Origin of the sequence: Ensifer sp. ENS03, from assembly GCF_014852035.1 — a bacterium.
Lineage (GTDB): Bacteria > Pseudomonadota > Alphaproteobacteria > Rhizobiales > Rhizobiaceae > Ensifer > Ensifer adhaerens.
Genome location: NZ_JACVAV010000003.1, coordinates 519,822 through 532,539 on the forward strand (window position 1 = coordinate 519,822; position 12,718 = coordinate 532,539).

11 protein-coding genes and 1 riboswitch are annotated in these 12,718 nt (G+C 63.3%); of the genes, 7 read left to right on the forward strand and 4 right to left on the reverse strand.

Going from position 1 to position 12,718, the window contains the following annotated elements; genetic code table 11:
* Positions 1 to 115 precede the first annotated feature (115 nt).
* From IB263_RS15260 to IB263_RS33955, 3 genes are all read right to left on the reverse strand, one after another.
* A complete protein-coding gene (locus IB263_RS15260; protein ID WP_110818807.1) occupies positions 116 to 916 on the reverse strand; it encodes an acyl-CoA thioesterase in 801 nt (266 codons plus the stop codon).
* A complete protein-coding gene (gene metE / locus IB263_RS15265) occupies positions 913 to 3,267 on the reverse strand; it encodes a 5-methyltetrahydropteroyltriglutamate--homocysteine S-methyltransferase (RefSeq protein WP_110818806.1) in 2,355 nt (784 codons plus the stop codon). Before metE ends, IB263_RS15260 begins: the two co-directional genes overlap by 4 nt.
* Positions 3,268 to 3,366: 99 nt before the next feature.
* Positions 3,367 to 3,586: riboswitch (cobalamin riboswitch) on the reverse strand.
* Between the two features lie 18 nt (positions 3,587 to 3,604).
* Positions 3,605 to 3,916 (reverse strand): hypothetical protein, encoded by a 312-nt coding sequence (locus IB263_RS33955; RefSeq protein ID WP_110818805.1) that lies wholly within the window; start codon positions 3,914 to 3,916, stop codon positions 3,605 to 3,607.
* Between the two features lie 131 nt (positions 3,917 to 4,047).
* Here IB263_RS33955 and IB263_RS15270 point away from each other — a divergent pair, with 131 nt between their 5' ends.
* From IB263_RS15270 to IB263_RS15295, 6 genes are all read left to right on the forward strand, one after another.
* Positions 4,048 to 4,974, forward strand: a complete 927-nt coding sequence (locus IB263_RS15270; protein WP_162728840.1) for a LysR substrate-binding domain-containing protein — start codon at positions 4,048 to 4,050, stop codon at positions 4,972 to 4,974.
* A gap of 192 nt (positions 4,975 to 5,166) precedes the next feature.
* A complete protein-coding gene (locus tag IB263_RS15275; protein WP_110818803.1) occupies positions 5,167 to 6,009 on the forward strand; it encodes a metallophosphoesterase in 843 nt (280 codons plus the stop codon).
* Positions 6,006 to 7,172: an ABC transporter ATP-binding protein gene (locus IB263_RS15280; protein ID WP_110818802.1), complete on the forward strand. Its 1,167-nt coding sequence runs from the start codon at positions 6,006 to 6,008 to the stop codon at positions 7,170 to 7,172. The genes IB263_RS15275 and IB263_RS15280 overlap by 4 nt, the downstream gene beginning before the upstream one ends.
* A 106-nt stretch (positions 7,173 to 7,278) precedes the next feature.
* Positions 7,279 to 8,241 (forward strand): carbohydrate ABC transporter permease, encoded by a 963-nt coding sequence (locus IB263_RS15285; RefSeq protein WP_082566582.1) that lies wholly within the window; start codon positions 7,279 to 7,281, stop codon positions 8,239 to 8,241.
* On the forward strand, positions 8,238 to 9,071 hold the full coding sequence (locus tag IB263_RS15290) for a carbohydrate ABC transporter permease (protein WP_060521957.1): 834 nt from the start codon (positions 8,238 to 8,240) through the stop codon (positions 9,069 to 9,071). The genes IB263_RS15285 and IB263_RS15290 overlap by 4 nt, the downstream gene beginning before the upstream one ends.
* 24 nt (positions 9,072 to 9,095) lie before the next feature.
* Positions 9,096 to 10,361: an ABC transporter substrate-binding protein gene (locus IB263_RS15295; protein ID WP_060581049.1), complete on the forward strand. Its 1,266-nt coding sequence runs from the start codon at positions 9,096 to 9,098 to the stop codon at positions 10,359 to 10,361.
* A gap of 64 nt (positions 10,362 to 10,425) precedes the next feature.
* Here IB263_RS15295 and IB263_RS15300 read toward each other — a convergent pair whose 3' ends face one another.
* Positions 10,426 to 11,412: a LacI family DNA-binding transcriptional regulator gene (locus IB263_RS15300; RefSeq protein ID WP_060581048.1), complete on the reverse strand. Its 987-nt coding sequence runs from the start codon at positions 11,410 to 11,412 to the stop codon at positions 10,426 to 10,428.
* Between the two features lie 235 nt (positions 11,413 to 11,647).
* Between IB263_RS15300 and IB263_RS15305 the strand changes: the two genes are divergently transcribed.
* A complete protein-coding gene (locus IB263_RS15305) occupies positions 11,648 to 12,676 on the forward strand; it encodes a substrate-binding domain-containing protein (RefSeq protein ID WP_192438677.1) in 1,029 nt (342 codons plus the stop codon).
* Positions 12,677 to 12,718 lie beyond the last annotated feature (42 nt).

Sequence of the window (12,718 nt, forward strand, 5' to 3'; positions counted from 1 at the left end):
GTGGAAGGCGGGGGTAGGAGGGTGGTTTCTTTTGCAGTGTGGATAACGGGGAGTAAACAGCCGGTTGGCACCAAGGTTGTGGATAGGGCGCCCCTGGTGCGGACGCCCCATTCCATCAAGCAGCGAAAGCGGCCACGGGCCGGTTGTCATCGTCGACGGCGACCATAGCGAACGTTCCGGTAACAGTCCGCTGTCGCAGACCGGTGAGGAGCTCTTCCGACCAGAGTTCGACCTCGACGGTGGCTGAACTGCGACCCGTCCGCACAATGCGGGCGATGGGTTCGATGATCGAACCGATCATGATCCGGTGCTTGAAGTCCATACCGGTGCAGGAGGCAAGGACGGTCGCCCGGCGGCTCCGGCGCGTCGCGACGACGAATGCGGCCTTCGTCATATGCGCGAGGGCGTTGCCACCGCATATGGCGCCGAAGCTGTTGGCCTGGCCGGGAAAGACGATGTCGACCATGCGTAGGGTGCCCGCCTCTTCGGGCGTGTCCGTTGCCACATCGAGCGGCGGCAGCATCCAATCCGTTTCATCGGCACAGGGCATCGCGACCATGGTGAAGGTGCCCCTGCTGCAAAGGGCGCGGCTGCCGGTGGCGATATCTTCCGCGATCATCTCGACCTCGACCACCACCGAGCGGCGCCCGACACGAACCGGACGGCCGCTGAAGCAGACGATCTGACCGATGCGCGCAGGCGCACGAAAATCGATGCGGTCGCAGGATGCGGTGACGAAGGGAACGCGCCCGTGACGGGTGGCGACGATGAAAGCGATCCGGTCCATCGACGCGAGGGCGGCGCCACCAAAGAGCGTGCCATGGTGATTGGTATCGCCTGGAAAAACGATGTCGATCAGGGTTTGTGGCGCCGGGGTTTCCCCCGGCGCCGTCGTGACTTCGTGCTGCCCCGTCATGCTTTGACGGCTTCGCGCGTATCGGCGGCAAAAGCCGCTCGAAGCGAGCGGGCGGCGGCGACCATGTTGACGAGCGCCGGCCGCGTCTCTTCCCAGCGCCTGGTCTTCAGTCCGCAATCGGGATTGACCCAGATCTGGTCCGGCGTGAGGCCCTCGGTCGCTTTTTCGATGAGATGCACCATTTCCTCGACGCTGGGCACGCGTGGCGAATGGATGTCGTAGACGCCCGGGCCGATCTCGTTCGGATAGGCCTTGTCGGCGAAGGCGCCGAGCAGTTCCATTTTCGATCGCGACGTCTCGATCGACATGACGTCGGCGTCCATCGCCGCGATTGCGGCCATGATGTCGTTGAACTCGGAGTAGCACATATGGGTGTGGATCTGGGTCGCATCGCCCACCCCGGCTGCACTGAGACGGAAGCACTCCACCGCCCAGTCGAGATAGGTCTTGCGATCGGCATTTCGCAGCGGCAGGCCTTCGCGCAGTGCCGGTTCGTCGATCTGGATGATGGCGATGCCGGCCGCCTCGAGATCCGACACTTCATCGCGCAGTGCTAGCGCGATCTGCCGGCACACCACGGAACGTGGCAGGTCGTCACGAACGAAGGACCATAGCAGCATGGTGACCGGACCCGTCAGCATGCCCTTGACCGGGCGATCGGTCAGCGACTGCGCGAAGGTCGCCCACTCGACCGTCATCGGGTTTGGTCGCGAAACGTCGCCGAAGATAACAGGCGGACGCACGCAGCGCGATCCGTAGCTCTGCACCCAGCCGCTCTGGGTGAAGGCGTAGCCCGAGAGCTGCTCGCCAAAATACTGCACCATGTCGTTGCGCTCGAACTCGCCGTGAACGACTACGTCGATGCCGACCTCTTCCTGCCAGCGCACCGCCACTTCGGTCTCTCGGCGAAGATAGGCGGTGTAGTCGACATAGCTGAGTTCGCCCTTCGCATGCAGTGAACGGGCCTGCCGAACCTCCGATGTCTGCGGGAAGGATCCGATCGTCGTTGTCGGGAAGAGCGGCAATGACAGCTTCTTCGCCTGCAGTGCCCGGCGGCCCGCGAACGGGGATTGCCGCTTGCTGTCCGCATCCGTCAGCGCTTTCAAGCGCCCGGCGACCAGAGGATCATGGATCCTGAGTGAGGTGAGCCTCGCCTGGGCGGACGCGATCGAGGCGGCGAAAACGTGCTCGGAAATGGCAAGCCCCGGCTCGAAGGCGCTGGCAAGCAGGCTGAGTTCGTCGAGTTTCTGCGTACCGAAGGCGAGCCAGGAGGAAAGTTCCGGATCAAGCGCACGCTCCAGCTCGAGATCGATAGGCACGTGCAGGAGTGAGCATGAAGGTGCGAGTTCGATGCGGTCGCGGCCGTGGGCCGAAGTCAGAGGCTGCAGCCGGCGGAACAGGCCGGCCAGATCGGTCCGCCAGATGTTGCGGCCGTCGATGACCCCGAGCGATAGGACCCGGTCCGCCGGAGCCGATTGGATGAGCGTGTCGATCTGCTGCGGCGCGCGCACGAGATCGACATGCAGTCCATCGACCGGCAGCGCCAACGCCGTTGCCGTGTTGTCGCCGATCGAGCCGAAATAGGTCGCCAGCATGATCTTGAGTCCGGGCACGTCGGTGTCGAACGTGCGATAGGCGAGGTCGAGAGCGCGACGATCCTTGTCCGCGAGATCGAGCGCCAGGCAAGGCTCGTCGATCTGGACCCAATCGGCGCCGGCGTCAGCAAGCTCCGCCAGGACCCTCACGTAAACGGGCAGGAGCCGTTCGATCAGATCGACCGGATCGAAGTCGCCGCCCTTCGATTTGCCGAGCTTCAGCAGTGTCACCGGGCCGATGAGCACCGGGCGTGTGCGATAGCCGAGGGCCTGAGCTTCCTGGAAGGCTTCCAGCGGCCGATTGTGGGTGAGCTCGAAGCGCTGATCCCTGTCGAACTCGGGCACCATGTAGTGATAGTTGGTGTCGAACCACTTTGTCATTTCGAGCGCGGGAGTGCCGCTGCTGCTTCCCGAATGGGTGCAGCCGGCGGCGCAGGGCGTTCCGGCCGAGCCGCGCGCCATGGCAAAATAGGTGTCGAGATCGACCGGGCCGCCCGTCCAGCCATAGGCCGGCGGGATTGCGCCGACAAGCACGGCGGTATCGAGCACGTGGTCGTAGAAGGAGAAGTCGTTGGAGGGGATGATGTCGATGCCGCGCGTTTTCTGCGCGGCCCAGTTTTCAGCGCGGAGCTTGGCTCCGGTATCGAGAAGTTCGCCGCGGCTGGCCTTTCCGGCCCAATAGCGTTCGAGCGCGAATTTCAATTCGCGACGGCGGCCGATGCGCGGGAAACCGAGATTGGCAGTCTTGATGGTCATTTCCTTACCCCGAAGGTTATGGGCAAGGCTTGAATGCGACGCAGCCGCGGCGCGAGAGCGATCCCGCGTCCTCAACGCGCCTCATCGGACACCCCGCCCGTGGACGTTGTTCATCGCGGCAGGTCTCCTGGCTTGCGGGTCGTCACGGACCGTTCCGTCTTCCCGAGGCGTCTCCCTCAGTGACATCTTCGAACGGCCGCTCTCCGCTTACAGTTGCGGGGGCAGCTCCGGCATGGGCGCTTGTCTGGCGCCGCACCGAATTCCCTCTTAGCTCCGTCCCTCCAAAGGCGGGCGAAGAACCACGATGGGGCGACAATGCCCTGTCCCGAGCTCTTCGTCAATCGCATAAAGAAATGCTTATGTCTTTATTCTCTCCCGCCGCCGCCCGCGGCGAGACAGTGGCAGGACGAGGTCTTTCCATTGCTTTCCGCTCACGGGACGGTTGCGGTTTGGTCCAAGCGTCCTCCTCCGGCCACTGCCACGGATCCGCCGCGTCGCCGACGCGCGCGCGGATATGCTCTTGATCTCGCGTCAGGCCGATATCCCGGAGTTGGAACTCGTTGAACGTGTCGATGGCAACCGGAGGGCCGAGGGTTTTATCGGCCCAGTTCAGGACATGGTAAATCGTTGATCGCACTGCGCTAAGCATTGCTATCCTCACTTCTCTCAAGGGCGTGTGTTCGCGAAAAAAGTGAGGGTTTTTGCCGTTTCGCGCAAAGCGATTTCTCGCATGCTGGCATAAAGAATGCTTATCTCAGTTCCATGAGCAAGATTCCTCCCATGAGTGCGGTGCGCGCCTTTGAGGCCGCCGCTAGGCACCTGAGTTTCACCCGCGCCGCCGAAGAGCTCGGCATGACGCAGGCGGCCGTCAGTTATCAGATCCGGCTGTTGGAAGATCGCATCGGCGCGCCGCTGTTCGTCCGGCTTCCGCGCGAGGTGCGATTGACCGGCGCCGGGCGGCAGCTAGCGCCGAAGGTGACCGAAGCGATCGATCTCTTAGGGGCGGCCTTCTCGGAGATCGCCGACAAGACCGAACATCACCTGCACATCTCGGTGCTGCCAACCGTCGTGTCGAGCTGGCTCGGTCAGCGCCTCGCGTCGTTTCAGACCGCGCATCCCAACATCAGCATCAGGGTGCACATGTCGACCGAGTTGGTCGATTTCAAACGTGACGCCATCGATCTCGCGGTGCGCAGCGGCGCCGGCGACTGGCCGGGCAACGATGTCTTTCCCTTGTTTCCGCTCGATTACGTGCCTGTCTGCACGCCGTCCTTCCTGGAAAAGCACCAGCTCAAGGAGCCCGCGGACGTTCTGAGAGTCCGGCGTTTCGGCAACGCCAGCTGGTGGCGGCGGTGGATGATCGAAACCGGCGTCGAACCGCCGGCAAGCAATGGCACCGAATTGATCTTCGATGTCCAGGCGATGGATGTCGCCACAATCCTTGCGGATCACGGCATTGCGATTGCCGTCTCGACCTTCCTGATGGATGAACTGAAGAGCGGCAGGCTCATCCGGCCGTTCGAGCATGTGGTGCGCGACGGTCGCGCCTATTGGCTCGTCTATCCGCAAAGCACCAGGCGGCAGAAGAAGATCCAGGCCTTTCGCGACTGGGTCGTCGCCGAGGCCGATGCGTCGAACGCCATGCTTTCGACCGTGATGGAGCAATCCTGTCCGGCGTCGCGTCGGACCGACCACGGCGCAATGTAGAGACACAACGGGGCCCACTCGGCCCGTCGGTCTTCTGAAGATGACGCTTTCATGGAGAAACTGAAAATCAGCTGAGAACGGCTGTTACCAAACTGACATGGCGGCTCCCTAAAGACTGCGGCCAACCGCAGAGAAGGGAAGTATCAGCCCTCCGACGCGGATACCGCACGCCATCGTCGGAGGCCCGTTTCCTTGAAAATCGTCCAGATCAGCGACACCCATCTCAGCCCCGCCAAAAGCCACTTCAATGGCAATTGGGAACCGGTTCGCGCCTGGATCGAGGCGGTAAAACCCGATCTCGTCATCCACACCGGCGACGTCACCATCGATGGTGCCGACCACGAGGACGACATCACCTTCTCGCTCGATCTGATCGGCCAGCTCTCGATGCCGGTGCTGATCGTTCCCGGCAATCACGATGTCGGCCATCTGCCGGGTTCGCACCAGCCGGTGGATCCAGTTCGGCTTGCCCGCTGGCGCCGGCTCGCCGGTCCGGACTACTGGGGCCGCGACCATGGCGACTGGCGGCTGCTCGGCCTCAACAGCCTGCTGATCGGCTTCGAGGACGAAGAAGAAGACAGGCAGTTTGCCTGGCTGGAGGAACAGTTGCTCAGCCGCGACGGCCGCCGGGTGGCCGTCTTTGCCCACAAGCCGCTTTTCGTTGACGATCCGCAGGAAGGCGACACCGGCTACTGGGGCATCCGTCCGCGCCAGCGCCAACGCCTGTTTGATCTTTTCGCCGAAGCCGAGGTGGCGCTCCATGCAAGCGGCCACCTGCACTGGGCCTGGTCGGGCAAGCACGCCGGGACGTCTCTCGTCTGGGCGCCGCCGACCTCCTTCATCATTGATACGCTGGAACGGCCGATGCCGGGCGAGCGGCTGGTCGGCGCCGTCGTACACGAGTTTAGCGACGTCAACGTCAAAAGCGAGATCATCGCGGTGCCGGGACTGACCAGCCACCTGCTCGATCCGATCGTCGAAGAGGTCTACCCGCTGGCGGCCAAGAAGACGGTCCGTGTGGAGGCGGCGCAATGAGCGTGCTTTCGCTAGAGGGTATCACCAAGTCCTATGGCGGCAACGCGATCCTGAAGGGGGTTAGCCTGCAGGCGGAGGCGGGTGAGTTCATCGCGCTCGTTGGTCCTTCCGGCTGCGGCAAGAGCACGCTGTTGCGCATCGTCGCTGGTCTCGATCATGGCGACGGCGGCGAGATCGTCATCGGCGGCCGCAGTGTCGCGCGCATGGCGGCGGCCGATCGCAATGTCGCGATGGTCTTCCAGTCCTATGCCCTCTATCCGCACCTGACGACGGGCGAGAACATCGCCGTGCCGCTTGCGATGCGGCGGCTGACGGCGGCGCAGCGCCTGCCTGTGATCGGCAATCTGATGCCGGGGCAGAAGCAGATCCGCAGCGATATCCAGCGCCAGGTCAAGGAAATGGCGCTGGCGCTGAAGATCGATCACCTGCTCGACCGCAAGCCCGGCCAGATGTCCGGCGGCCAGCGCCAGCGCGTGGCGCTCGCCCGCGCCATGGTGCGTCGACCGGCCGTCTTCCTGATGGACGAGCCGCTCTCCAATCTCGATGCCAACCTGCGCGTCCATGCCCGCGGCGAGATCGTCGATCTCCACCGCCGCGCCGGCGTGCCGACGCTCTATGTCACCCACGACCAGTCGGAAGCGCTGTCGATGGCGGATCGAGTGGCGGTGATGATCGGCGGCAATCTCTTGCAACTGGCGACCCCGAAGGAGATCTACGACAACCCCTCCCATATCGAGGTCGCACGCTTCCTCGGCCAGCCGAAGATCAACGTGCTGGAGACCCGCACGGATACGGCGAGCATCGTGCGCTTCGGCGATCTGGTGCTTCTGGCAAGCCGCGGACAGGCGCCGGATGCTTCAGTGAAGCTCGCAATCCGCCCGGAATTCGTGCGCTTCCATGCGGCAAGCGCCGGCCGGTTGAGCGCGCGGGTCGAGCGTATGGAGTTCCTCGGCTCTGAGGTAATCGTTCACGCCCGCCTCGATGCGATCGGCGAGGTGGTCACTGCCAAGTCAGCACCTGCCGAGGCCGCGGCGCTCGCGATCGGTCAGCCCGTTGACGTCGAGTTCATGCCGGAACGGGCGATGCTGTTCGACGGCGAGGGCACCCGGCTGCCAGCCGAGCGGGTCGCTATCGCCGCGACGCTGGAGAAGATCCATGGCTAAGGCGGGTTCCAATCGGGATACGGCGGCAGGGGCGGCGGATTTCGTGGATACCGCCCTCTGCCCTGCCGGGCATCTCCCCCACAAGGGGGGAGATCGGCTGGAGGCAATGCCTCAGCATTCATCTCTGCGAGACGGCGCCCAGCCGGCGCAGCGGCTGCGGACCCAGACGGCGATCGGTGCCGCGACCACCGATCCCGATCGCCGCGAGGCCCGCATTGCCTGGCTGCTAGCGCTGCCGGCCATCACGCTGCTCGTCCTCTTCATCCTTTTACCGACCGCGGCGGTGATCGTTCTCGGTTTCACCGATTTCGAGCTCGGCTACGGCAGCTTCCGCTTTGTCGGCTTCGAGAACTATGCCGAACTCTTCAGCGACCGCACCTTCCGCCGCTCGCTCTGGAACACCACCATCTACACCGCGATCGTCACACCGGTTTCGATCGTGCTGGCGCTGGCAATCGCCATGCTGATCGAGGCGGAAACCAAGGGCCGGGCGTTCTTCCGCACGGTCTATTTCCTGCCGGTGGCCTCGCTGCTCGTCGCCATGGCGACGGTCTGGCAGTTCCTGTTTCACCCGACCATCGGCCCGATCAACACCTTCTTGGCCGTTTTCGGCATTGCCGGCCCCAACTGGCTTGGGGCCTCCGGCACGGTGCTCTATGGTCTGTCGATCATCGGCATCTGGCAGTCGGTCGGCTTCAACATGGTGCTGTTCCTTGCCGGTCTCACCGCCATCCCGCGCGAGCTCTATGCCGCAGCGGAAGTCGACGGCGCCAAGACCTGGTTCGATCGTTTCCGGCTGGTGACCTGGCCGATGCTCGGGCCGACGACGCTGTTCGTCACCACCATCAGCATCATCAACTCAGTGAAGGTGTTCGAGACGGTGAAGACGCTGACCGAGGGCGGTCCGAACAAGGCGTCGGAGGTGCTGCTCTTCACCATCTACCAGGAGGGCTTCGTCTATCTGCGCGTCGGCTATGCCTCGGCCATGACCGTCGTCTTCCTCGCCATCCTCGTCGTCCTGATGTTCCTGCAGTACCGCGTGCTCGACCGGAAGGTTCACTACGCATGACCAACACCATCTCCGTCACCCGCCTCATTCGCCTCGCCGTTCTCTCGTTTGGCGCGCTCATCTTCCTCGCGCCCTACATCTTCATGGTCTCGACCGCCGGCAAGGCTCAGAGCGAGATCTTCTCCTCGTCGCTGTCGCTGATCCCTGAGCAGTGGTCCTATATCGAGAACTTTTCCAAGGCGCTGTCGCGCGTCTCGATGACGACCCTGCTCTTCAACGGCGTTGTCGTCTGCGCGCTGATCTTCGTCATCCAGATCGTCGTCGCCATCCCTTGCGCCTATGCCATGGCGAAGCTGAAGTTTCGGGCGGCCCGCACCATGATGGTGCTGGTCATGCTCGGCCTCCTGGTGCCGATCCACGCAACCGCGCTGCCCATTTACGTGGCCTTCGACAGGTTGTCGGTGCTGAACAGCTACGCAGCGCTAGTGGCGCCGTTCTCGATCTCGGTGTTCGCGATCTTCCTGTTCCTGCAGTTTTTCCGCGCCATGCCCGACGATCTGATCCATGCGGCACGCCTCGACGGTATGTCTGAAGCCGGCATCGTCGCGCGCGTCATCGTGCCAAACGCCTGGCCGGCGATCACCGCCTTTGCAATCTTCTCGGTCGTCGCCCACTGGAACGATCTCTTCTGGCCGCTGATCGTCGTCACCAACCAGGACTATGCGACCCCGCCACTCGGCCTTCTCTACTTCCGCGCCGCGGAAGCCGGCGACGACTACGGCGCGCTGATGGCCGCGACCCTCATCATCACCCTTCCCCTCGTGACCGCGTTTCTGCTGGCGCAGAAGCGCTTTGTCGAGGGCATCACCATGACCGGTCTCAAAGGCTGAACGGTCCAACCTGGAGCGCAACCCATGACACATCTGAGACAGCTTTTCACCGCGGCTGCCGCATCGCTGATCCTCGCAGTCCCCGCCAACGCCGAGACCCAGCTGACGGTGCATTATCCGATGCCCGGCTTCTTCAAGGACGTGATGGATACGATCTCGAAGAAGTTCATGGACGAAAACCCGGATATCAAGATCACCTTCGCCAATCCGTCGGCGACTTATGAGGAAGGCATCCAGACGATCATGCGTCAGGCCGGAACGGCCGAGATGCCCGATCTCACCTTCATCGGCCTCAACCGCCTGCGCATGGTCAACGAGCGCGACGTCCCCGTTGATCTCGGCCCGTTCATCGCCAAGGACGGCAACATGGCCGAGCAGGGCTTTTCCGAAAACATCCTGAAGCTCGCCCAGGTGGGCGGCAAGCAGGTGGGCCTTGCCTTCGCCACCTCCAACCCGATCATGTATTACAACGCCGATCTCGTGCGCAAAGCCGGCGGCGACCCGGAAAACCCGCCGAAGACCTGGGACGAGGTCATTGCGCTTGGGGGCAAGATCAAGGCGCTTGGCGACGGCAACGAGGGCATCGATTTCCGCTGGCAGGGCGATGACTGGATGTTCTCCGCGCTGCTCTTCGGCGCCGGCGGCGAGATGCTGAGCGAAGACGAAAGCAAGGTTGCCTTCAACGGTCCCGAAGGTGAGAAGGCCGTCGAAGTGCTGGACCGCATGGTCAAGGAAGGCGGTCTGCCGGTTTTGACCAAGCAGGCCGGCGAGCAGGCCTTCGTTGCCGGCAAGGTCGGTTTCGCCTTCCAGACGACGGGCGCGCTGCGCAACACCATCAAGAATGTCGGCGACAAGTTCGACCTGCGCACTGCCCATATCCCGCTCATCGACCCGGCAAAGGGCAAGCTGCCGACCGGCGGCAACGCCGTCGTTATCCTGACGCGCGACGTCGAAAAGCAGGAAGCCGCCTGGAAGTTCGCGAAGTTCGCAGCCGGCCCCTATGGCGCCTCGGTTGTCGTTCCCGGCACCGGCTATGTGCCGAACAACGAGCTGGCCGCCAAGTCGCCTGAGTATCTCGCCAACTTCTACAAGGAAAACCCGCTGTTCCGCGCGGGTCTCGAGCAGATGGCGCTGATGCGCCCCTGGTATGCCTTCCCCGGTAGCAACGGGGTGAAGGTGACGCAGACGATCGTCGAGAACCTGTCGCGCATCGTCGAGCAGCAGGCCTCGCCGAAGGAGGCGCTGGACGAGGCCGCGGCCGAAGTCGAAAGCCTGCTGCCGCGCAGCTGATCCTGTAACCAAATCGATCGACGCCGCCCCGAAGGAAACTTCGAGGCGGTGTTTTCGTGTTTGCTCACGCGAGCTGGCGAACAGTCCCGCCTGCGTAGAGTCGGCAGTCGAGATTGAGATGGCGGCAGCCCGACGCATTCTCGGCCATATCGAGCAACAGCGCCGCCGCTGCGAGCCCCATGTCGCCGTCGGGCATCGAGATGGTGGTGAGTGTTGGCGTCATCAGCCGGCCAAGCGCGATGCCGTCGAAGCCGGCGACGGAGACATCGTCAGGCACGGAAAGGCCTTCACGCCGCAGCGCTGCTATCACGCCGAGCGCCAGCAGATCGTTGGAAGCGATGATTGCGGTCGGGCGGTGCTGCGCAAGAACCGTCGCGAGGTCGAGGTTTTCATAGCCGTCGACGAAGGGGATCTCGACCGCCTCCATCGGCCGGGCGCCGGCTTCCTGCATAGCGGCCAAATAGCCGTCATAGCGCAGGCGCGCCCGGTCGGATGAACGGAAGTGGCCGGAGACGACGAGGATGCGGCGGTGACCATGGTCGAGGATGTGGCGGGTGAGATCGAAACCGGCCCGGTAATTGTCGACGGTGACGGCGGCAGCGAAGCGTGCGACCGGCCGGTTGTTGAGAAGCACCGTCGGCGGCAGCGCCGCCGAAAGCGCCTCGCTGGTCTTGGCGTCGCAGAGCGTCAGGATCAGACCGGTCGGCCGCTGTTCGAGCAGCGAGCGCACGGCGCGCGCCTCGAGTGCGGGATCATAATTGGATTGGGCGATCAGCACGCCATGGTTCGCCGCCTGCAAACGGTGCTGGATGCCGCCGAGCGAGGCGGCAAACACCGGGTTGGTGACGCTTGGCACCAGCACGCCGACGACGGGCTGGCTGCGGTTGGTGGCGCGTCCCGTGGCCGGCGACGGCCGGTAGCCGAGTTCGGCCGCCGCCCGGCGCACGCGACGCACCATCTCGTCGCTGACGGGACCTTCGCCCTTCAGCGCCCGCGATACGGTTGCCAGCGAGCAGCCGGCATGAAAGGCGATCTGTTGCAGGGTAACCATGATCGCGCTCTAACGGGTCTGCGTGACAGCTGATTGAAGGACCGGCCCCGAGGTTTTCCACGCCGCACGTGAATTATTATTCATGCTGTGAATTATATTGACAGAAGCTGAGTCCGCGGCTTAAATCGCAATCGTCGGAAGTCGAGGAGGAGTTCCGGCGAACTCATACATTCAGCGGCCGCAAACAAACGGCCCTATCGGTTTTTGGGAGGGGCTTCGGCCTCGAGGAGGACGCGTGCGCAAATTTCTCAGCACGACCGCTCTGGCGGTCATTGCAGCTTCGTTTTGGGCAGGTTCGGCAAGCGCCGAAACGGCGAACCCGTTTCGCTGCCAGCCCGGCGAAAAATACGTCATGAACGTCATGGTATCCGGCGTCGAATACTGGTTCCCGGTCTATGAAATGTTCAAACAGGCCGGCCAGCAGTTCGGCTGCGAGACCGAATATACCGGCACGCCGGAATATGACGTCAACAAGCAGATCGCCACTTTCGACCAGGCGCTTGCCCAGAACCCGGCCGGCATCCTGGTGCACCCGATGAACTCCGATCCGTTCATCGAGCCGATCAACCGGGCGATCGAACAGGGCACGGCAGTCGTCACCTTCGCTGCGGACTCGCCGCTGTCGAAGCGCGTCTCCTTCATCACCTCGGACAACACCCGCGAAGGCATCTATGCCGCCGACGCGATCGCCGAGAAGATGGGCGGCAAGGGCGAATATGCCGTTCTTGAAAACCCCGGCCAGGACAACCACGACAAGCGCATTACCGCCTTCGTCAATCGCATGGCCGAGAAGTGGCCCGACATGAAACTCGTCGGTCGCGCCGCCTCGAACCAGGATCCGAACAAGGCCTATCAGGGTCTGATGAGCCTCATCCAGGCCAATCCGAACCTCGGCGCCGTGTTCATGCCGGAAGCCAACTCCGCGATCGGTGCGGCCCAGGCCAGCAAGGAAAGCGGCGGCAAGGTCCTCGTCATGTGCGCCGACGTCAACGCCAACATCCTCGACATGATCAAGGCCGGCGAAGTCTTCGGTTCGATCAACCCGAACCAGGGCATGCAGGGCTATATGGGCTTCATGCTCCTGTGGATGGCCAAGCACCCGGAACTGATCGACCCGATGAACGACGCCAAGCGTTCCGGCTTCAACCCGATGAGCATCCCCTTCGTCGACAACGGCCTTTCGATCGTTACCGCCGAAAATGCCGATGACTTCTACTGGGACAAGTACCTGAAGCGTCGTGGCACCAAGGGCATCGACGAGTAAGATTGTGAATTGGCTGCCCGGTCGTTTCCGGGCAGCCAGGAC